The organism is Colwellia sp. BRX9-1 (assembly GCF_014077195.1).
Lineage (GTDB): Bacteria > Pseudomonadota > Gammaproteobacteria > Enterobacterales > Alteromonadaceae > Colwellia_A.
In genome coordinates, this window is the sequence record NZ_JACGVM010000018.1 from 53061 (window position 1) to 76137 (window position 23077).

General features: G+C 38.3%; 18 protein-coding genes. 3 read left to right on the top strand and 15 right to left on the bottom strand.

Annotation, left to right across the window (positions count from 1 at the left end; genetic code table 11):
- Window positions 1-63: 63 nt before the first annotated feature.
- Together pyk and H4J76_RS15405 are read left to right on the top strand one after the other, a co-directional pair.
- Complete coding sequence (gene pyk / locus H4J76_RS15400; protein WP_070373732.1) at window positions 64-1515, top strand: pyruvate kinase; 1452 nt, start codon at window positions 64-66, stop codon at window positions 1513-1515.
- Window positions 1516-1704: 189 nt separating this feature from the next.
- The gene (locus H4J76_RS15405; RefSeq protein WP_182217614.1) at window positions 1705-2709 is read left to right on the top strand and encodes an ATP-dependent 6-phosphofructokinase; all 1005 of its coding nucleotides are present in this window, start codon (window positions 1705-1707) and stop codon (window positions 2707-2709) included.
- A 72-nt stretch (window positions 2710-2781) separates the two neighbouring features.
- Here the strand turns inward: H4J76_RS15405 and H4J76_RS15410 are convergent, their stop codons facing one another.
- The 5 genes from H4J76_RS15410 to H4J76_RS15430 form a co-directional block, all read right to left on the bottom strand.
- Window positions 2782-3993, bottom strand: coding sequence for an EAL and HDOD domain-containing protein (locus tag H4J76_RS15410; protein ID WP_182217612.1), 1212 nt, complete (start codon window positions 3991-3993; stop codon window positions 2782-2784).
- A 171-nt stretch (window positions 3994-4164) separates the two neighbouring features.
- Window positions 4165-5451 carry a hypothetical protein gene (locus H4J76_RS15415; protein WP_182217611.1) on the bottom strand — a complete coding sequence of 429 codons (1287 nt, stop codon included), beginning with the start codon at window positions 5449-5451 and terminating at the stop codon, window positions 4165-4167.
- A 33-nt stretch (window positions 5452-5484) separates the two neighbouring features.
- Window positions 5485-6057 carry a tRNA-(ms[2]io[6]A)-hydroxylase gene (locus H4J76_RS15420; RefSeq protein WP_070376952.1) on the bottom strand — a complete coding sequence of 191 codons (573 nt, stop codon included), beginning with the start codon at window positions 6055-6057 and terminating at the stop codon, window positions 5485-5487.
- Between the two features lie 104 nt (window positions 6058-6161).
- The gene (locus H4J76_RS15425) at window positions 6162-10619 is read right to left on the bottom strand and encodes a thrombospondin type 3 repeat-containing protein (protein ID WP_182230914.1); all 4458 of its coding nucleotides are present in this window, start codon (window positions 10617-10619) and stop codon (window positions 6162-6164) included.
- 174 nt (window positions 10620-10793) lie between these two features.
- Window positions 10794-11474, bottom strand: coding sequence for a hypothetical protein (locus H4J76_RS15430; RefSeq protein ID WP_182218024.1), 681 nt, complete (start codon window positions 11472-11474; stop codon window positions 10794-10796).
- Between the two features lie 162 nt (window positions 11475-11636).
- Between H4J76_RS15430 and H4J76_RS15435 the strand changes: the two genes are divergently transcribed.
- The gene (locus H4J76_RS15435) at window positions 11637-12167 is read left to right on the top strand and encodes a DUF2937 family protein (RefSeq protein WP_182218022.1); all 531 of its coding nucleotides are present in this window, start codon (window positions 11637-11639) and stop codon (window positions 12165-12167) included.
- 226 nt (window positions 12168-12393) lie between these two features.
- Here H4J76_RS15435 and H4J76_RS15440 read toward each other — a convergent pair whose 3' ends face one another.
- From H4J76_RS15440 to thrS, 10 genes are all read right to left on the bottom strand, one after another.
- Window positions 12394-12684 carry an integration host factor subunit alpha gene (locus H4J76_RS15440; protein ID WP_070373739.1) on the bottom strand — a complete coding sequence of 97 codons (291 nt, stop codon included), beginning with the start codon at window positions 12682-12684 and terminating at the stop codon, window positions 12394-12396.
- Between the two features lie 3 nt (window positions 12685-12687).
- Window positions 12688-15099, bottom strand: coding sequence for a phenylalanine--tRNA ligase subunit beta (pheT, locus tag H4J76_RS15445; RefSeq protein ID WP_182218021.1), 2412 nt, complete (start codon window positions 15097-15099; stop codon window positions 12688-12690).
- Between the two features lie 11 nt (window positions 15100-15110).
- The gene (gene pheS, locus H4J76_RS15450; RefSeq protein ID WP_070373741.1) at window positions 15111-16091 is read right to left on the bottom strand and encodes a phenylalanine--tRNA ligase subunit alpha; all 981 of its coding nucleotides are present in this window, start codon (window positions 16089-16091) and stop codon (window positions 15111-15113) included.
- A gap of 215 nt (window positions 16092-16306) precedes the next feature.
- Window positions 16307-17641, bottom strand: a complete 1335-nt coding sequence (locus H4J76_RS15455) for an ammonium transporter (protein ID WP_182218019.1) — start codon at window positions 17639-17641, stop codon at window positions 16307-16309.
- Entirely contained in the window at window positions 17628-17966 is a 339-nt protein-coding gene (locus tag H4J76_RS15460; protein WP_182218017.1) for a P-II family nitrogen regulator, read from the bottom strand. The genes H4J76_RS15455 and H4J76_RS15460 overlap by 14 nt, the downstream gene beginning before the upstream one ends.
- Before the next feature lie 329 nt (window positions 17967-18295).
- Window positions 18296-19399 (bottom strand): phosphoribosylaminoimidazolesuccinocarboxamide synthase, encoded by a 1104-nt coding sequence (locus H4J76_RS15465; RefSeq protein WP_070373743.1) that lies wholly within the window; start codon window positions 19397-19399, stop codon window positions 18296-18298.
- A gap of 275 nt (window positions 19400-19674) precedes the next feature.
- Complete coding sequence (gene rplT, locus H4J76_RS15470) at window positions 19675-20034, bottom strand: 50S ribosomal protein L20 (protein ID WP_070373744.1); 360 nt, start codon at window positions 20032-20034, stop codon at window positions 19675-19677.
- Window positions 20035-20049: 15 nt separating this feature from the next.
- A complete protein-coding gene (rpmI, locus tag H4J76_RS15475; RefSeq protein WP_070373745.1) occupies window positions 20050-20244 on the bottom strand; it encodes a 50S ribosomal protein L35 in 195 nt (64 codons plus the stop codon).
- A gap of 214 nt (window positions 20245-20458) precedes the next feature.
- On the bottom strand, window positions 20459-21013 hold the full coding sequence (gene infC, locus H4J76_RS15480) for a translation initiation factor IF-3 (protein ID WP_070373746.1): 555 nt from the start codon (window positions 21011-21013) through the stop codon (window positions 20459-20461).
- 115 nt (window positions 21014-21128) lie between these two features.
- A complete protein-coding gene (gene thrS, locus H4J76_RS15485) occupies window positions 21129-23039 on the bottom strand; it encodes a threonine--tRNA ligase (RefSeq protein ID WP_070373747.1) in 1911 nt (636 codons plus the stop codon).
- Between the last annotated feature and the right edge of the window lie 38 nt (window positions 23040-23077).

Consider the following 23077-nt stretch of genomic DNA (forward strand, 5'->3'; position numbering starts at 1 on the left):
CGATGGCGACTAACACTGATTTGTTTATCGTCAAAATCAAACAATATTATAATAAGGATTAAGATGCCTAGAAGAACTAAAATTGTAGCGACCTTAGGGCCAGCCACTGACGACAGAGCCGTATTAAAAGAAGTATTAGCCGCTGGTGTAAATGTGGTTCGTTTAAACTTCTCTCATGGTATTCCACAAGATCATATTGACCGTGCCAACAATGTTCGCGAAATAGCTAAAGAATTGGGTATATATGTTGGTATCTTAGGTGATTTACAAGGCCCTAAAATACGCGTATCAACTTTTAAAAATGGTCCAATTAAATTAGCCATTGGTGATAAATTCGAACTTGACGCAGAATTGCCAAAAGGTGAAGGCTGCCAAGAGAAAGTGGGTATCGATTACAAAAAATTACCACAAGATGTCGTCCCTGGCGATATTCTTTTACTTGACGATGGTCGTGTGCAATTAAAAGTTTTAAGTACACAAGGGCAATCAGTTTTCACCGAAGTAACGGTGGGTGGACCTTTATCAAACAATAAAGGTATTAATCGTCAAGGCGGTGGCTTAACAGCACCAGCATTAACAGCTAAAGATAAAGAAGATATTAAATTAGCCGCAAAAATTAATGTCGACTTCTTAGCGGTATCTTTTCCTCGTGATGCTGCAGATATGCGTGAAGCACGTTTATTAGCACAAGAAGCTGGTTGTGATGCACGCTTAGTGTCTAAAATTGAACGTGCAGAAGCAGTAAATGATGACAAAGTGCTTGATGAAATTATTCTAGCCTCTGACGTTGTCATGGTTGCTCGTGGTGATTTAGGTGTTGAAATTGGCGATGCTGCATTAGTAGGTAAGCAAAAACATATAATCGCTCGTAGTCGTCAGTTAAACCGTGTTGTTATTACCGCAACACAGATGATGGAGACCATGATTGAAAACCCTATGCCGACCCGTGCTGAAGTTATGGATGTTGCAAATGCCGTGCTTGATGGTACTGATGCAGTCATGCTCAGTGCTGAAACTGCTGCAGGTAAATACCCGGTAGAAACAGTAAAAGCGATGGCATCAGTATGTATTGGCGCTGAAGAGCATCGTTCAGTAAACATTTCAAACCACCGTAATGAACTCACTTTTTCTGAGATTTCAGAAACAATCGCAATGTCAGCAATGTATGCAGCTAATCACCTAGTGGGTGTTAAAGCTATTATATCATTGACTGAATCTGGACATACCAGCAAAATCATGTCGCGTATTACTTCAGGTTTGCCTATTTATTCTTTATCTCGTCATCAGAAAACATTAAATAAAACTGCTATTTATCGTGGTGTTTATCCTGTTGAATTTGACTCTACACATTTTCCTGATGAAGAATTATCTAATGCGGTACTCAATAAAGTCTTAACTAAAGCAGACTTAAAAGTTGACGACATAGTGATATTCACCCACGGTGATATGATGGAAACGGTTGGCGCAACGAATACGATGAAAGTGTTAACAGTAACAAAAAAACATCTCAGCTAATCAATTGCTATGACCCATTAAGGTAAAGCTTCAAGCAGTTACCTTAAGCTGGCAAGCAAAAAAGTTTAGATCCAAAAAGGTAGCTCAATAGCTACCTTTTTTTATGTGCAAAAGATAATCAAGGTAAATAATGACGGATGCAAAAAACTTCCTTAGAATAGATTTTACTAGATAAGGTTAAAAACTATTATGACGATAAAAAATATTGCGGTATTAACCAGTGGTGGCGATGCTCCCGGCATGAATGCGGCGATACGTGCGGTCGTACTTGCTGCGCATCACTATGCGTTGCCTACGATTGGTTTTTTTTCTGGCTATAACGGTTTAATTGAAGCGAGTTCGACATTGCTAACACCTGCAAGTGTTAATGGCATTATCCACCGAGGAGGCACTATTTTAAAAAGTGCTCGCTGCCCTGCCATGCTCACTGAGCAAGGTTTAAAATCAGCCGCAGCAACCCTTAGAAAAGAACAAATAGACGCCTTAATCGTTATTGGCGGCGATGGCTCTTTTAACGGCTTACTGGCGTTAAATAAATATTGGTCAGGAGCTATTATAGGTATTCCAGGGACCATAGATAATGATATTGATGGTACAGATTTCACCATAGGTTTTTCTACTGCAGTCAATACAGGTATTGAAGCGATAGATAAAATACGTGACACGGCAGAAGCTTTTGAGCGCATTTTTATTGTTGAAGTCATGGGCAGGCGAAGTGGACACATCACTTTTAATGTCGGTATCGCCAGTGCAGCTGAGCAAATATTATCTTTTGAGAATTTCTCTCAAGCCGACGAGCAAGAAAAGCTCAGTCATTTAGCTCAAGAAATCAAACAAGCACAGCACAATAGGCATGCCAGTTATATTATAGTTATTGCCGAGAACTTATGGCCCGGTGGCGCAGTACAGCTCGCTAAGCAATTAAAACAGACGGCAAACATTGACTGTACTGCGTGTATACTTGGCTATATTCAACGAGGTGGTTCACCGGTAGCTAAAGACCGAATATTAGCAACAAAAATGGGGGTTGCTGCAGTACAAGCGCTAATAGCAGGAAAGAGTAACGTTATGATTGGCGAGCGTAATAATCAATTACTCACAGTCCCTCTGGACGTAGCCGTTCAACATAAAGAAAAAGTCAGTGAAAGCTTAGTTTCAGCCCAAGAAAATATTCTCGCCTTAACAGCGCAGTAACTGCCTAAAAAAAAGCTTAAGCAACAGGCATAAGCTTTTAAGGTATCTATCAAGTCGCTGAGCTGAAATAACTTAAATACCGAGTTCTTTACACCATTGACAAGCGGCAACAAACTCTTGCTGAATATAGGTTTCGTCAAGTGAATACATTTCAATTAATTGCTTTATATTCTCACCATTACCCCTGATGTACTTAACCGTAAAATCAAGTAATTCGCCGAGTAAACCTGAGTGGTCAACTAGCGCGTTTTCAATTGGAATGGCGAGTGGCATTGTTTTAACGATTTCGTTAATCGGCATACGCAAAATAATTTCAATAGCACTTAATAAGCCGGTAATAAAAGCAAAATCACTGATCTCTTTAAAGGCACCTTCTTTGGCTAATGCCGTCATTAATTTTGCAGTAATGAGCGCCTGCTTAGAGATTTCATCGGTCTTGTCGGTGGTCAATTTAGATAAAGCGAGGATAGTCACAAACTGTTTAAGTTTATCTTCACCTAAATAGGCCGCGGCTTGTTTTAATGAAGTAATTTCAATACGAGTTGATGTTGCTACGTTATTAACCATTTTTAACAAGCCAACAGTTAAGTTAACATCATGACTGATAATCGTGGCAATGTTGTCAAAATCTAATGGTGAATGAAATGTTTCACTGATCAAATGCAGCATTTGTGTTTTGATTGGCGCAAGTGTTTGCCCCTCGACTATCTCAGGTTCGTGATAAAAGTACCCTTGATAGTAATCAAATCCCACTTCTGCTAAAGCTTGTAATTGAAAGTTAGTTTCAACTTTTTCTGCGGCAAGTTTAATGTTGTGATCTTTTAAACGCTCTATAACTTTATGCAGACGTTTCGGATTAACTTTATCAGTATCAACTTTAATAATTGATATATATGGAAATAAAATATCCCACTTTGCATCAAGATCATATTCAGTTAATGCAACTTTATAACCTTTATCAAAATAAAACTTAACAATTTTAAACAAGCGTTCCGTTGGTACTTTATGACCAACAAGTTCAATAACAATAGATTTTTTATCAAACATCAGCGGATATTTATTAATAAGACATTTTTCAGTAAAATTAATAAAAGCAAGTTTTCCCATACTGATAGAGCGAATGTCACCTTGTAGGTGATTTTGAATAATTAATTTTGAGCTGGCAACGTCAGAATCAATGTCAGGAAATTTGTTATCTGCGCTATCTCTAAAGAGCAGCTCATAACCAATAGTGACATGGTTTCTATCAAGTATCGCTTGTCTTGCTATATAAGTGTTATACATATATCAGAGCTAAAACTTTATTATTTATTATTGACTTAAACATACCCTATTTTTCTTTGAATTGAAAAGTAAATAAGCCGCTAAGCCGTTATTTTATTATAACTATTTATACGCTACTCAAATAAGCGAATGAAATGGGTAACCTATATACGGTTGATTAATTTCAGCTCTTTATTTAAGCCTAAATGGTGCTGTTAATAAAGCCTGCGCTAAAGGGATATCTTGATAATGATTTTCACGAATATTATGTATAAATTTCAGTGTTTTAAAAGCATCAAACCAAACGACTAGCTGTTTATTAAACTGCTTTTCACTATTATTTATTTGTTTTTCAACAAAAGCTTCAAAACCTATTTGATTTAATGCGGTAACTATTGGCTCAGATAACGGTTCTAACCATGCGATTAAATCGCCACGATAGTGCCATAAATTTGCAAAAGCAGACAATACAGCTTTGAGCAATGTAAATACTTGAGGATGGTAATAACAATAATCGAGGTGACTTGCTTGTAAATCAAGAATTTTTTGCACTGCAGGTCCAGTACCAAACGGCACACGTTGAGACGTTCTGGCATCAAGCTTTACTGTTACCTCTTCAATAAATTCAACAGCACCTAACTTAGCTAATTTATTTATTAAATAAAAATCTTCTCCAGCACTGCGCTTTGGAAAACCACGAGCCTGAACATATACTTCCGCTTTAAACGCTAAAATACTCCCAATAGTAAAAAAGGCATAAGGTGAATCGGCATAATGTAAGCCCGCAACATAATAGCGTAAAGCGCTTTCATAAAGAAAATTAGCCTGATGAATGCTTTTATCTTCACTGCTATGCGTAAAGTTAAAACAGCAAACTACGGTATTTTTATCACGTGTATGTAAAGCGTTAAAATAATCATCGGGTAAGTAAGCATCGGCATCACTAGAACAGATCCAAGTTTGTCTGATCCGGTTTACTGAAATTAAATAAGCACTGAGATCAGTGCCTATTTTACGTGCCAGCCCTACGCCTTGCTCTTTATCGATAGCACGGGTAAAACGGTCAACCACTAACAGCCATGTTTGACTTTGTGCTACCTTAATTAGGGTTAGGTTATCGTATTGCCAGCAGTTATCACCACAAGAAAGTGCATATTGATAAAGTGCTTTTTGTTGATTTATCTCGTTATAATTAGCCACTGAATTATCTTCGCGTAACGATTCAGTAACAGATTCGGCGATAAGTTCGGCGATCGATTCGGTAATAGGTTCGTTAATGACCAGCACCATAAGCACTGGAGATTTTGAAAGTGATGAAGCTAAAAAGCGCTCAATAAAAGCGCTTGTTTCTTGATAAGCAGGAATAACCACAACATGGTCAACAGTAAACTCATCAGGTAACCCTGATTCATATTGAGTTAGTACCGCAACTTCACTTTCAGCATAGCGACTAAAATATTGGTTAAACACTTTTGACATCAGCTTACCCGTTAACCATTTATCGTTAAATAATTAATGCAGAGCCGCTCTAAAGGGAAGTTTTGCACAAATCTCAGCTTCTAATGTCAGTACTTCTTCTAAACGTATATTGACTTCGTCTTTATCAAAATATTCATAAGCGAGTTCGATAAATAAATTTTTATGCTTTTCTTCTGACTTTGCAATCGCGTCATATAAGACTTTGTCTTTGCCTTCAGGCAATGCTTGGGCAATAAGCGAAAAACGTTCGTATCCTCGTGCCTCAATCACACCAGCAACGATTAATCGGTCCATAAAAAACACTTCTGCACCATTACGAAAGGCTTTACGAATTTGGGTAATATAAGGGTCTTTGGTGTCAGCGCCGAGCTGAATGCCACGCGCATTAATTAATTTTAACACTTGTTTAAAATGAATGAGCTCTTCTATCGCTAAGTCAGCCATAGCTTTAACCATATTTTTTCTATCGGGATAATGAGAAATCATTGACATCGCCATACCTGACGCTTTTTTTTCTGCCGTTGCATGATCAAGTAAAAAGGCATTGAAATCAGCAAGAGCAACTTGCGCCCATTCTTTTGGCGTATGGTATTTAAGTTCAAACATAAAACTACTTATTATTGAAAGAGGAAATTTGCCCGCTATTTTATAGGAAAATAGCGGGCGAACAAACATAAATGTTAACTTGTTTGTCAAAGTTACTTTATGACTTACTTACTTAACTTTTTCAATCGTAAGCTCACTAATACCAGTAATAATAACCAGTAAATACTGCCACTACTTGATTGCTCAGGATCGGTTTTCTTGGCAACTTCAGCATTAGGCACAACGGCAACACCACCTGGGTCGTCGATAATACCGTTAACCAAACCATCCGCATCGTTTGCACCGCCATCTTCAATCAATAAGCGTACACATTGATGCCCTTCAGTTAAACCTGTCTGGTATAAAGCACTCTGTGGCGGTGGACATACATCGTTATCTGCTGGACTAGACGCTAAGGTATTTTTGCTGTTTTCAACAAAGTTTTGCCAACCACTGTCACGATTAAATTTCCGGTAAAGCGCATTTTGTGGAATACCATCATTTAACGGAATAACCACAGCAGCAGAGGCACCAAACGGAGTCACCTGATGAATTTCAAAGTCAAAGTAATCACTACGATGATCATAAGTGTCCGTTGCGACTAAACCGGTTGCATCCATCTCTTGTTGTGTCATTTGCACGCCATCTGAAAACTGCTGTAACGCATATTTACCTAAGCGTAATCTTAAGCCTGGCTCAGTTTCCATTAACTTAGTTTTACCGGCATTAACATGTAATGGCTGCAAATAAGCAATATCATTGTTATCTAAAAATGCCGGAACACCATCGTTATCGTCATCAGCATAACCTTCAATATTATCTGCGATACCATCACTGTCTGTATCACTACCATCGAGTCGAGCTAAAATGCTATTAACCGGAATACTAAGGCGATGAGTTTGTGACAATTCGCCACTGCCATTATCAGTAACACTCACTTCTACCGTAATTAATCCTCTTATTTCTTCAGGTAAAACAAAGTTGTCAGGTTGCAAATAGACCTTTAATTGACTGGCACTTATTTCGGCATTGATATACTCAGGCAGTAACCAATTAATAATGTGTGAATCATTTGGATTATCATCATTTATCTGTAGCTCTATGGTCACTTCACCTTGGTCTTTACTGATACTAGAAACCGCTATATTTTGCTGAGTCATACGCAATTGTGTTGTCGGTACTATATTATTTTCAGTAATAACTATGGTGTGGCTATTATTGACACCGGTATTTATTTCATTGCCAAAACTCAGCACAAGCTGTTCATCACTTTCTGCTTGAAAGTCTTTATTAATCAAAATATCAATAAAGCCTGACGTGCCCTCGGTAATAACAATTTTATTGTCTGTTATCTTATAATCAAGGGCATCTACATTACCAGAAATAGCAAAAGGTAATTCAATGGGATAAGCCGGCGCTTTGCCTGACAAGACAACTTCAACCCGAGCCGTAGCACCCTCACCTATTGTTTGCGTCGCACTAAAGTTCACTAACGGATAAACATTAAGCACTTGTGGGGTGGTTGAAACATTACCAGCCTCATCAACCGCTCGCCATATAATATTGTACAACCCTGAGGTAATATATTTTTGTCCGCGCTCAAAACCCACCGGTGTTAATGCACAACAGTTAGCGCCATCACGACCATCTTCAACATAAACGTCGGTTAACTGTACCAATTGTGTTTGTGTTAGCGCAGTAAAGGTATGATCAGCATCAAGGTGAACTGCTTGTGGGACCGTTATCACTGGCGCATAATCGTCAATTAATGGATTGGTGTTGTTACGCTCTTCATCAACATTTGCCGTGCCGTCTGAATCTGTATCAATTAGTGCATCAGCATCGTTAAATGGGTTAAAACCATATTGAAGCTCAAAGACATCACTCATGCCGTCATTATCGTCATCAGGATCGGCATTATTACCTAAACCATCAACATCAAAATCTAGTGACTCTGTCGGGTTTAGCGGTAACTGGTCGAGATAATCAAAGACACCGTCGTTATCATCATCGATATCGTTCACATTGCCAATACCATCACCATCGGTATCAACACTTTCTATCGGATCGAGTGGGAAAGCATCGTCGATATCAAGCACACCGTCATTATCATCGTCACTATCGCTATTATTTCCAATACCGTCGTTATCACTGTCACGTGATTCTAAAGGGTCAAGGGGAAATAAATCAACATTATCTAGAACGCCGTCACCGTCATCGTCGGTATCGAGTACATCACCAATGCCGTCACCATCAGTATCAATGATTTCTCCTGGATTAAAGGGAAAAGCATCATCAACATCAAGAATATTATCATTGTCATCATCAGCGTCTGCATTATCTCCAATACCATCACCATCAGAGTCTTTCCACTCATTAGCATCTAAAGGATATAAATCATTACTGTCTTCATAGGTGTCATTATCATCATCAGTGTCTTCGTTGTTACCTATACCGTCTTTATCAGTATCGAGATTTTCAAAGGCGACTAATGGAAAGTCATCAATGATATCGACAAAGCCGTCACCATCATCGTCGCTATCATTATTATTACCAATCAGATCACCGTCAGTGTCAATAGTCTCAGAATTATCTAATGGAAAGGCATCTATTGAATCTTTAATGCCATCACCATCATCATCATCATCGGTATTATTACCTATACCGTCACTATCAGTGTCTAAATACTCATTTACATTTAATGGAAAAGCATCTGAACTATCAACAAAACCGTCATTGTCATCATCACTGTCGCTGTTATTACCAGTTCCATCGCCATCGGTATCAAGCCATTCGTTGATATTTAAAGGAAAAGCATCAGTTGCATCAGGCTCACCACCAATGCCATTTTCAGTATCTCCATCATCATCGGTGTCTGCAGTATTACCGATACCATCACCATCGGTATCTAGATATTCATTTACATCAAGCGGGAATAGGTCTGCACCCCCAGAATCAAAATCAATAATGCCGTCACCATCATCATCACTATCGGCATTATTGCCAGTACCATCACTGTCGGTATCAAGCCATTCTGTCGAGTCAAAATCAAAGGCATCTATACTATCTGGAATTCCATCGCCAACACCTGTGCCATCATGAGTATCATTATCGAGATCGTCTTCATTAGGGACACCATCACGGTCACTGTCAGTAGTTTTTAAAGGGTCGAAATCATCTGGGTCTGCTAAATTACCAATACCATCATTATCAATATCAGGATCTGAGTTATCTCCGATACCATCGCCATCAAAATCGTATTGTTCAGTTTCATCAAATTGAAATAAATCTACATCGTCTAACACACCATCGTTATCATCATCAGGATCAGCATTATCTCCAGTGCCATCTCCATCGTAATCAAACCATTCATATATATTCAATAAAAAGATATCACTACCGCCAGCATCACTATCTGTAACACCATCACCATCAGCATCACTGTCAGCATTATCTCCAATACCATCTCCGTCGAAATCAAACCATTCACTATTATTTAGTAAAAAAACATCCGTGCCGTTAGAATCACTATCTGTAACACCATCATCATCAGCATCACTATCAGCATTATCTCCAATGCCATCTCCATCGAAATCGAACCACTCAGTCTCATCTAATAGAAATATATCAGTACCGCCAGCATCAATATCTGTAACACCGTCACCGTCAGCATCTGTATCTCTATTGTTACCAATACCATCTAAGTCATAATCTAGAGATTCACTAGCATCCAATGGAAATAGATCAGTCCCCCCCTTATCATTATCAGTTATGCCATCGTTGTCAGCATCAGTATCTTCATTATTTCCTGTACCATCACCATCTAAATCAAACCATTCCGTAGGATCATTTGGAAAGATATCTATACCATTAGAGATACCATCACCATCGCTATCATTATCAGCATTATCACCAAGACCATCATTATCGGTATCAAGTGTCTCCGAGCTATCTAAGGGGAAAGCATCATTAACATCTAAAATTCCATCGCCGTCATCATCGGTATCGGTATTATTACCTATGCCATCAAAGTCAGTATCAAGTTGTTCTGAATTATCGAGAGGAAATGCATCATATAAGTCAATAACACCGTCACCGTCATCATCAGTATCAGCGTTATTACCTATGGTATCACTGTCGGTATCATCCCATTCAGCAGGGTTAAGTGGGTATACATCGACTACATCAACAACCCCGTCACCATCATCATCAAGGTCAACCGTATTACAAAGTGTATCTCCATCGGTATTTAACCATTCGAAAGCGTTCTCGATAGCAGGATCATAGATGTCAATAACTGCATCACCATCACGGTTGTTATCAGAAATATCAGGGACACCATCTCCGTCATCATCAGGGTCATCGTTATTACCGACACCATTTAAATCGGTGTCATACCATTCTGTAGCATCGCTTGGAAACAAGTCATAAGCACCGCCAATATTAACCGTATCATCATAGCCATCGCCGTCGGCGTCAAGAAGAGGCGTAGGCAGAAGACATTGCACGGCTGCATGAGCAGAGAAGTTGATCATAATCGCTGATATAAGTAAAACAGCTTTTAAACGAATTCTTAATGGCATAAACATCCCCACCAATAGCAATATATTTTAAACTTACAGGTGTAAGTTATTACGTCTTGAAATTAAAAAGACCACCTATTTAATGGCGATCATTATTAATTTCTTCTTTAAACTTTAGCAAATATCATCAACAAAGACCTTAAATGCTAGGCTAGACAACTTTTTCTATCAAACTTAATAATCTAAGCCTCGTCCAAAACGATAACTTAGACCAACATAAACAGATGTTATAGCACCAAATTCAGAAAAATTAGGTTGATGTTTAACACCTAGGTTTAATGCAGTATTTTTATTCAACTTATAATGGGCAACAACGCCTAGTACCATGTTTATATCATTTTCTTGCGAAGGGTATATTTCCACTGTATCTGAACTGTTTGGGTCGGTATAGGTAAGTTTATTTTCAGTGAGCGCTAGTGAAGCGCCCAGTTGATATTCAATCGTTAGTTTTTTGAAAAAAGCATTATAACTTTGTATCTTATGACGATAACTAACAAGCCCATCAATGGTATTAATTTTAAAAAAACGTTCGTCGGTTATGGTGAAAGGTAAATCATATTTTACTTCTTCTAAGTTATTATAAGAAACAGTCCAATAGAAATTTCCACCTTTAGTAATGCTGTCTGCTAAAGAAAAACTATAACCTTGGCTGTCAGCGTCTTGACCTTTGTGAATGTTACCTGCTACTTCTAAAGCATTAACACTGTATGAAAAAAGACTTGAAGCAATAAAGATACCGCCAACGGCAAAAGTGTTCCGCAGCTTACTTAAATTTTTAACCATTATATTTCTTCCCAAATGAGAGTGTTGCAATATTAAATTTTCTTGTTCATTGTTATCTATATTAATTTTCACTATTGATACCACCATCAAAAATTTGACTCTTTATTGCATTCATATCAAATGCATAATCTATTTTATAAATATGCAATTTTTAAACCATAAAAATTTTAAAATATAAACAAATATATGCTAATGTTATTTTTTGTGAATATATATTTAAGCGATAGGTTAGCTATGTTTAGAGTGATTAATAATATTATTGACCGCTGTTTCTTCACTGTAATATTTATAGTAGGTGTGCAATTACCGGCATTTATCATTCAATATAAACATCGCCTGTCCGGACACTTATCTGAAGCAAAACTGCACCTAGTAGAATTTCAAAACATTGCAGATCTGCACTACCAAGGTAATTTATCAGCGATGATAACGAAGTATCAAGCTAATTCTGAGCCGTCAATAGTCAATACAGCCGAAATTATTAACCAATTGGTCATACGGGTTGAGTATTTGCAGTCACAACTTAGCGTGATAACTAGCGACGTTTATATTGAACGGATTTATAACTTTATTGTTTATGGCGATAAAGTCATTATTAAAGATACCTTAACTGATTTTTCACTGACTATCCCACTTGAGATAAATGCACTAAGTACTGGAGCGGTCATCGCTATTGCTGGTTTAATAGCGAAGGAAATAATTGTTTCTTTGCTCAAGTTACTAGGTAAAAAGATGTCACTAAATCATCAAAAAAGTTCACACTAAAGCAAGATAGTTAAGCGCTACCTTGGCATCACGCATAGAGACACATTGATACCGTAACTAAACGATATCAATAAAGACTACCCTTGCCCCCTTGCTTGGCTCTATCTTATCTATCCCTGCTTTCTCGCAAGCATAAAAAAAGGTTGCCGTAGCAACCTTCTATAAACATCATCTCATCTATTATTGAATACATAGAAAAACATGCTCTAACTTTATACGTTATTAATTAGCCGTTACCGTTTTCAACGCGACTCTTTAATTTTTGTCCAGGACGGAAAGTAACAACTTTACGAGCAGAAATTGGAATATCTTCACCCGTTTTAGGGTTACGACCTGGGCGTTCGCTTTTAACACGAAGATCGAAGTTACCAAAACCTGAAAGCTTAACTTGTTCGCCACTTTCTAACGTTTCGCGTATTTCTTCAAAAAACACCTCAACCATATCTTTTGCGTCGCGTTTGCTCAGCCCAACTTTCTCGAATAAATGTTCTGCTACTTCTGCTTTAGTAAGCGCCATTACCTAATTCCTCAGTGATGCATTTAGCTCAGTTTCTAATGTGTCTACGACACGTTCAACGACTTCATTAATGTCTTTTTCTTCGAGGGTTTTATCACAATCCTGTAAAGTCATCGCTATCGCTAAGCTCTTAAACCCTTCTTCAATACCATTTCCTCGGTATACGTCAAACAAGTTTAGATCAACTAAATAATTTCCGCCAACCTTTTCAATAAGTTGTAAGACATTATTTGCATTAATTTGCTCTTCAACGATCACTGCTATGTCACGTCTATTGGCAGGAAAGCGAGATATATCACCAGCTTCAGGGATTTGTTGTGTTGAAATTTCAGACAATAATAGCTCAAAAATAAATGTACGACCGTTTAGTCCTAATTTTCTTTCTAATTCAGGATGTAAGGTACCAACATGTCCCACTAGCACACCATTCTTATGGATTGCGGCGGTTTGGCCAGGATGAAGTGCGACTATTTCATCTTTTGAAAACTGATATAACGAAGCATCGCCAGTAAGAGCGAGCAAGGCTTCTACGTCTGATTTAATATCAAAAAAATCACTTGCAGACTTTTCCATATCCCAATGTTCTTCATTACGCTGGCCGGTCACAACACCTGCAAACATTTGTTCTTGTCGAACACCGTTTTCTGCGGCTTCATCTGGAACAAAACGTAAACCTGTTTCAAATAAACGGATGCGAGATTGCTGGCGGTTTTGGTTGTAAATAACCGATTGCAATAAGCCTGTCCACATACTTAAACGCATCACCGACATTTCAGAAGAAATTGGATGCGGCAAAGTCATCACCGCTTGTTCAGGGTGAATAAGCGCTTGAACTTTTGGGTCAACAAAACTATAAGTTATTGCTTCTTGATATCCACGATTAACCATAACGTTGCGTAAACGTTTCAACGGAATGAACTTTTCTTTTTGTTCGCGCATCGCCAACGTTGCTTTAGGCGACACATTCGGAATATTGTTGTAACCAAAAATACGCGCAACTTCTTCAATTAAGTCGACTTCAACTTTAATATCAAAACGATATGCTGGTACCACTACGGTCCAAATATCATTTACAAAGGCAATTTCGAAACCTAAACGCGTTAAAATCTCAGTCACTTTAGCATCTTCAATATGATGACCAATGCGTCCATCAAGTTTTTCGCGGCGTAAGGTTACTGTTTTTTCTTTTGGTAAATGTTCATCACTTAATGCTTCAACGATAGGTCCTGCTTGGCCACCGACAATAGCTAATAATAAGGTCGTTGCACGTTCCATAGCATTACGCTGCAATTCAGGGTCAATACCACGTTCGTAACGATGTGATGAATCAGTATGTAAACCATATTGGCGGGCTTTACCTAAAATAGCCAAAGGAGCAAAGAAAGCACTTTCTAAGAAAATATCAGTTGATTTTTCTTCTTCATCAGATTTAACACCTGATTCTTTTCCGCCAAAAATGCCAGCCATCGCTAAGGCTTTACTTTCATCAGCAATCACTAATGTTTCGCTCGAAAGCGTCACTTCATTACCGTCAAGTAAAACAAGTTTTTCACCTGACATAGCAAAACGAACATTAATACCACCATCGATTTTTGATAAATCAAAAGCGTGCATCGGGTGCCCTTGCTCAAGCAACACGTAATTAGTTACATCGACAACAGGGTCAATTGAGCGAGTGCCACAACGGCGTAATTTTTCTACCATCCATAACGGTGTTTTCGCGGTTACATCTATATTTTTAATCACTCGTCCTAAATAACGCGGACAAGCTTGTGGTGCAGATAAAGTAATGTCACGCACATCATCAATCGTTGCAACAACAGCAACAATTTCAGGTTCAGTAATGTTAACACTATTTAACACCCCGACTTCGCGCGCTAAACCTTTAAGGCCTAAACAATCACCGCGGTTAGCCGTTAAATCAACATCGATGGTAACGTCATTTAAGTCTAAGTATTCACGAACACACATACCGATTGGTGCATCGGGTGCAAGCTCCATAATACCGTCAGCACTTTCAGACAAACCAATTTCTGACTCACTACACAACATGCCATGAGAAGGCACGCCACGCAATTTAGCTTTTTTAATTTTAAAGTCACCCGGTAAAACTGCGCCAACCGTTGCAACAGCAACCTTGAGGCCTAAACGACAGTTTTTAGCGCCACAAACGATGTCAACTAACTCACCATCATTAAACTCGCTACCTAGGTTTATTTTTGTTACTTGTAATTTGTCTGCGTCAGGGTGAGGTCCACATTCAACAACTTCACCAATTAATACACCGGTAAATTCACCCGCAACAGGTTCTACAGCGTCAACTTCTAAGCCGGCCATAGTTATTTGATGAGCTAACTCACTCGATGAAATAGCAGGATTAACCCACTCACGTAACCAAGATTCACTAAATTTCATTGTTGGCTTTCCTACTTGAACTGTTTTAAGAAGCGAAGATCATTTTCGAAGAATGAACGTAAATCGTTTACACCGTAGCGCAACATGGTTAAGCGCTCAACGCCCATGCCAAAAGCAAAACCTGTGTATACTTCAGGGTCAATACCTACTGATTTTAAAACGTTAGGATGAACCATACCGCAACCTAAAACTTCTAACCATTTGCCATTTTTGCCCATAATATCCACTTCTGCTGAAGGTTCAGTAAAAGGGAAATAAGAAGGACGGAAACGAATTTCAACTTCTTCTTCAAAAAAGTGATGTAAGAAGTCGTGTAAAATACCTTTAAGATGCGTAAAGCTTACATCTTTATCAACCATTAAGCCTTCAACTTGGTGGAACATTGGCGTATGCGTTTGATCGTAGTCATTACGATAAACCTTGCCCGGAGATATAATACGTAAAGGCGGTTGCTCTTTTTCCATAGTACGAATTTGTACACCAGAAGTCTGTGTACGTAAAACTAACTTAGGATTGAAGTAAAAAGTGTCATGGTCTTGACGTGCAGGATGGTGCTCTGGAATATTCAGTGCATCAAAATTATGAAAATCGTCTTCAACCTCAGGACCTTCTTTAACAGAAAAACCTAAATCACCAAAAAAGCTTTCTATACGCTCAATAGTACGTGTTACTGGGTGTAAACCACCTAGGTCATTACTACGCCCTGGCAATGTTACATCAATAGATTCAGCAGCTAACTGTTTAGCAATAACCTCTGCACGCAATAACTCACCACGTTCGGTTAATAATTTTTGTACTTGCTGCTTAGCAATATTGATCACTTGCCCTGCTTTAGGTTTTTCTTCTTTAGGTAATTTACTTAAGCCCTTCATTTGCTCAGTGAACAAACCTTTCTTACCTAAAAAATTAACGCGAACTTGATCAAGCTCTACTGGATCTTTTGCTGCAGAAATAGCTTGTTCTGCCTGCAATATTATATCGTCTAAATTCATGAGTTCCTCTAAAACGGCTCTAAAACCGTTCAGTAAATTTGAAGGTTTTGGCTAGACTGATGGTATTAATATAAATGGTGTATGATTTTACACAAAAATCAATTGATTATGTAGTGAAAAGAGTGCTTTTACTGAAAAAACAGCTCAGATAAGAAAAAGGCCTCTATTTCAATAAAGGCCTTGCTGTTTTTTGACGTCTAAATCACAAAATTTAACTACAAATTATACCCTGATTCATCATGTTCAATTAAATCAAGGCCCGTTATTTCTTGTTCTTTATCAACCCTTAAGCCTTTAGTCATCAAAGATACAAGCTTAAACAACACGTAAGAGACAACCGCCGTATAGACAATAACAGCGCCAATTCCCACTAATTGAACACTGACCTGCCCTAACATCGTGGTGATACCCTCTGCATAACCATAGCCACTAAAAGCGCCTAGCTCTGTAGAAGAAAACACACCCGCTAATAAAGTGCCTAAAATACCCCCAACACCATGCACGGGAAAAACATCTAAAGAATCGTCAATTTTTAACTTTTGTTTAATATAGACCGTTGAATAAAAACAAATAAAACCCGCAGAAATCCCTATAACTAGTGCGCCACCTGGGCCAACAAAACCTGATGCAGGTGTTATTGTCCCTAAACCAGCAACCATGCCCGTTACCGCACCTAAGACACTCGCTTTACCAAATTTTTTCCATTCAATAGCCGCCCAAGTCAGTGCACCTGCTGAAGCGGATAAATGCGTGACTAACATAGCCATTGCTGCGTCACCATTGGCAGCTAAGGCACTACCACCATTGAAACCAAACCAACCTACCCAAAGCAAACCTGCCCCCGTAATAGTCATAGTTAAGTTATGTGGCAACATAGGCGTTCGAGGGAAACCATATCGAGGACCTAAAACAACAGCAGCAACCAATGCGGCAACACCACAGGTAATATGCACCACAATACCACCGGCAAAATCATAAATGCCCATTTGGCCTAACCAACCGCCGCCCCAAACCCAATGAGTTACCGGAGCATAAACCGCAAGCAACCATAAGCCACTAAAGATTAAGACTGCAGAAAACTTCATTCTTTCTGCATAAGCGCCAATAATAAGTGCAGGAGTAATAACCGCAAACGTCATTTGAAATAAAGCAAACAAGCTTTCCGGAATATCACCAACAAGGGTTTCTTTGGTTATTCCCATCATAAGTACTTTGCTAAAATCACCTATCCACGCATTACCTTCACCAAAGGCTAAGCTATAACCGACCACAAACCAAAGTATCGAAGAAAGAGCAGCAATTGAAAAACACTGCATAAGAATAGAAAGAATATTTTTACGTCGAACTAATCCACCGTAAAATAAAGCGAGTCCGGGTAAGGTCATCATTAGGACTAGAGCAGTTGATGTGAGGATCCACGCCGTATTTGCCCCGTTCAATTCGTCATTGCTGGCAAAACTTGGCAATGCGACCGCGGACAAAAGTAAAACAAAAAGTGTTAATACTTTATTTATCGTTACGCTTGAGTGTAACTGTTTAAATAGCTTCATTATCTTTTTCACCTGTTCTGATCCTAACAATATGTTCGATGTTAGTGACAAATATCTTACCGTCACCTATTTTTCCTGTTTGCGCTGTTTCAAGAATAGTGTCGATAACACGCTCAACCATTTCATCCTTAACAGCGAGCTCAAGTTTCATTTTTGGTAAAAAATCGACAACATATTCTGCACCACGGTAAAGTTCGGTATGACCTTTTTGTCGGCCAAAACCATTAACTTCGCTTAACGTTAATCCTTCTAGACCTATCTCACTGAGTGCTTCACGAACATCATCGAGTTTAAAAGGTTTGATTATTGCGGTTATCAACTTCATTTGTTCACCTTTAGTGCATATTATTTAAGATTGTTTATATAAATTTATTTAAGCACCATTTGTGCCCAAAGAGACAATCAAATAAAAAACAATAAGTTAAAAAATAATAATTAATATTACACCGCTCAAATGCACCAAGATGTTACACACAAACACAACCCAAACACCATATTGGTGCACAGATTATGACCATTAGTCAGATTCTATGTTTAAGAAAAAGTGTAAAGGGCAAAATTAAAAGTTTAGTATTAGCAAAGGCTAGAGATGATAAATAACGCACAAAAAAAAACCCTACGGGTGTAGGGCTTTTAAGCAGATACAATAACGACTTAATCGATTAGCTGATACTGCTCGCGTAAAATATCAATAATTTCAGCTTTAGGGTTAGCAGACAAAACAATTTTTTGACCGGTAATTTTCTCAGCGATCGCTGTGTATGTTTGTGACACATCCATTAACACGGATGCCGGTAACTCATTGTTACGAGCTAAAGCTAAGCGCTCGTCCATGCGATTTTTATTTAATAAAATATCAGCATCAGGGAAATGTGCTAAAAGTAATTGGCGGAAACCTTCTTTCGAGTTTTCAACCACTTTACCGGCACGATATTGCTCGCCATCCCAAATACGTGAAGAATCAGGCGTACCCACTTCGTCCATATAAATTAACTTGTCGTTGCCAGCTTTGTCTTTTACATAGCCAAATTCAAACTTAGTATCTACAAAGATTTGGTCAAGCTTTGCCAACGCATCAGAAATAACGTCAAAACCTTCCGTTAATAATTTTTCGTATAAAGTAATATCATCAGGCGTTTTAAAATTAAAGGCTTCAAAATTATCTTCAATATTTTTGCGAGTAATATTAACATCATCAATCGCAGGAACGCCCGGAATGCCTTCTAAAATACCTTTTGTTGAAGGTGTTTGTAGAAGTTCAGGTAGCTTTGAATCTTTCAATAATCCTTCAGCTAATTCGATACCACAAAAATCACGTTCACCTTTTACGTATGAACGCCACATAGAACCGGTAATATACTGACGACAGATAGCTTCAATCATTACAGGTTTAGCTTTTTGTACGATCCAAACAAACGGATGTGGAATATCAAGAATATGACTATCGGCTAGACCTTGATCTTTAAATAATTTAAACCAATGATTTGATATAGCATTCAGTGATGCACCTTTTCCAGGTACACCTTGCATACCACCTTCGCCTTGCCAGATACATTCAAAAGCAGAAATACGATCACTAATAACCATAATGGCTAAAGGTGTGTCGTCGGCAACATCATAGCCTTTCTCTTGAATTAGTCGCTTACTATCCGCGTCGGTTAACCAATAAACACTGCGCACTTTACCGCTGTGAACTGGTGCATCGGTACGAATAGGTAAATCATTATTTACCGCTAAAATTTGATCTGCAAGACTCATCGGTTTAAACCTTAATTATCAAGTTAATATTAATTGTAGCGAATAATATCTTTGCGCGTTATCCCAAAAGATAAAATAGTATTCGGTATAATTAATAAAAACATTTTAATACATTATAACCAAGGTGTTTAGTTTAATTTCCAAAGTAAAGAACGGAGCTAATAACTATTAGTAAGTACTTTAAAACGCAGAAAGTGAGCTAAAGAACAAGTTAGTATGATTAAAAAAAGAAAAGGACGCCTAATGGCGTCCTTATCTCAAAGCTTTTTCAAGTTCTATGCAGCTAAAGCAGCTTTCGCTTTTTCAACTAAGAATGTGAATGTTGCTTTGTCGTATACTGCAATATCAGCTAGGATCTTACGATCGATTTCAATAGCAGCCTTTTTAAGACCATTAATGAAAACACTGTAAGATAAACCGTTTATGCGAGCTGCTGCATTTATACGAGTGATCCAAAGCTGACGGAATTGACGTTTACGTTGACGACGATCGCGGTAAGCGTACTGACCTGCTTTAGTTACTGCTTGATAAGCAACACGGTAAACACGGCTACGTGCTCCGTAATAACCTTTAGCTTGCTTTAGAACCTTCTTGTGACGTGCACGAGCTTGTACACCACGTTTTACTCTAGCCATTCTATATCTCTCCTATTAACCGTGACGTAAAAGTTTTTTAACTGACTTAATGTCAGCCGCCGAAATCATGCACTTAGCACGAAGATGACGTTTAACTTTAGTACGACGCTTAGTCAAGATATGACGAAGGCCAGCTTGTTTGAACTTGTAGCCAGAGGCTGTTTTTTTAAAGCGCTTCGCAGCACCTTTGTTAGTTTTCATTTTAGGCATGAATATTACTCCGCATTCATGTTTGTGCTATTACACATAAACATTGCCATTGAAATTTAGCAACTTAGGCGAAAAACTTAACGCGTTTATTTAAGGATAAACAAAAATAAACGTTAGTTTTTACTTTCAGGCCTAAAGTTACCCGTTAAAATCAATAATGGTGAACTTATTTTAATTTACATCAAACTAAGTTACTTGAAATACCGGTTATTGATTATTTTTTAGGTGCTAGTACCATCACCATTTGTCTTCCTTCCGCACGACGCGGGAAGAATTCAAGTACAGTTAACTCTTCTAAATCGTTTTTAACGCGAGTTAGTAGTTGTAAACCGAGTTCTTGGTGAGCCATTTCACGACCACGGAAACGTAAAGTTACTTTAACTTTATCGCCACCCTCTAAAAAGCGCTTCAGGTTGCGTAGTTTTACCTGATAGTCGCCTTCATCTGTTCCAGGACGGAATTTAATTTCCTTAACCTGTATCTGTTTCTGGTTTTTGCGTTGTTCTTTTTGTTCTTTAGCTTTTTCATAGATAAACTTACCGTAATCCATAACACGGAGTACAGGAGGTTTAGCCGTAGGGCTTATTTCAACAAGATCAACACCAGCTTCGTCAGCTTGATCCATTGCTTCATCTAATGTGACGATGCCACCAGGCTCTCCGTCAAATCTAATCAAACGAACTTCATTATCAGCAATACCTGTAATTAACTCATTTAAACGATGTGCTGGCTCTTTTTGCCCGCCTCGTTGTCCACCTTTAATAGCCATGTTCCTCCAAAGAACTTTGTTCCGAGTAGCTGGTGTTATTTTTAACTTAACAACTACTCAGATTAATAAAATATTTTGATGTATGTTATAAACGTTATTATAAGTAATTTCAACGCTAACTGCGAGAGTTAACTTCTTCACTTAGTTTAGAAATAAAGTCATCAACAGACATTTTGCCTAAATCTTCACCACTTCGCGTTCGAATAGCGATTTCGCCTGCTTCCATTTCTTTGTCACCAACAACTAACAAATATGGAACACGCTTCAAAGTGTGCTCGCGGATTTTAAAGCCTATCTTCTCATTTCTCAAGTCTAGTTTTACTCTAAATCCACTTTCTTTTAGTTTTTTAACAACTTTTTCACAATATTGACCCTGTTTGTCGGTAATATTCATCACAGTTGCATGAATTGGAGATAACCAGGTCGGAAACTTCCCGGTAAACTCTTCAATCAAAATTCCAATAAAACGCTCAAGTGAACCTAAAATAGCACGATGAATCATCACTGGGATGTATCTTTCGTTGTCTTCACCAACATAAGTTGCGCCTAAACGCTCTGGTAAAGCAAAATCGAGCTGCACTGTACCACATTGCCAAGCACGACCTAAACAATCCATTAAGGTAAATTCAATCTTAGGACCATAAAATGCTCCTTCGCCTGGTAAATATTCAAATTTGATGTCGCTGTCGGTTAATGCTTGTGCAAGACCCGCTTCAGCTTTGTCCCAAATTTCATCACTACCAATGCGATTTTCAGGACGCGTTGATAATTTAACAACAACATCTTCAAAACCAAATGAACCATAGACATCGTATACCATCTCGATACATTTTTTTACTTCGGCTTGTACTTGTGATTCCATACAGAAAATATGAGCATCATCTTGAGTAAAGCCACGAACGCGCATTAAGCCATGTAATGAACCTGATGGCTCGTTACGATGACAACAACCAAACTCAGCAATACGTAAAGGTAAATCGCGGTACGATTTTAAACCTTGGTTAAATATCTGTACATGACCTGGACAGTTCATTGGTTTTATCGCGTATTCACGCTTTTCAGACTCAGTGGTGAACATACCGTCGGCATATTTTTCCCAGTGACCTGATTTTTCCCAAAGGCTTCTGTCCATCATCATCGGCGCTTTAACTTCGTCATAATCATATTCGTGTAATTTTTCACGAATAAATTTCTCTAACTCAGTGTAAATTGTCCAACCATCGTTATGCCAAAACACCATGCCTGGTGCTTCTTCTTGCCAATGAAATAAATCTAATGTTTTACCAATTTTACGGTGATCGCGCTTTTCAGCTTCTGCTAAACGAACGATATACGCTTTAAGTTGCTTTTTATCAGCCCATGCTGTGCCGTAAATACGTTGCAACATTTTGTTGTCAGAATTACCACGCCAATAAGCACCAGCAACTTTCATCAATTTAAAATGATGACAATGACGCATACTAGGTACATGAGGACCACGACACATATCAATGTATTCTTGGTGATGATATAAAGCAGGCGTATCAGTTTTCTCGATGTTTTCATCAAGAATTTGTAATTTGTAGGTCTCACCACGCTCAGTAAACGCATCGTAAGCGTCTTGCCATGAACCTGTTTTCTTAACAACTTCATAACCGGTGCGTGCTAGTTCAGTCATACGTTTTTCAAGTTTGACTAAATCGTCTTCAGTAATTGACTCTTCAAGGTCAATATCATAATAAAAGCCGTTATCAATCGTTGGTCCAATCGCCATTTTAACATTTGGGTATAACTGCTTAATAGCATGCCCTAGTAAATGCGCACAAGAATGACGAATAATCTCAAGAGCTTCGTTATCTTTATTAGTGATAAGTTGTAAAGAAGCATCTTGGGTAATTAATTCACAAGCATCAACAAGATTTCCGTCGATACGACCCGCGATGGTTGCTTTAGCAAGACCAGGTCCTATGTCTAAGGCAACATCCATTACCGATACTGCATTGTCGAATGAACGTTTTGAACCGTCAGGGAGAGTGATAACAGGCATTAATTTTCCTTTATTTCAGTGGCGTCACACACAAAGTG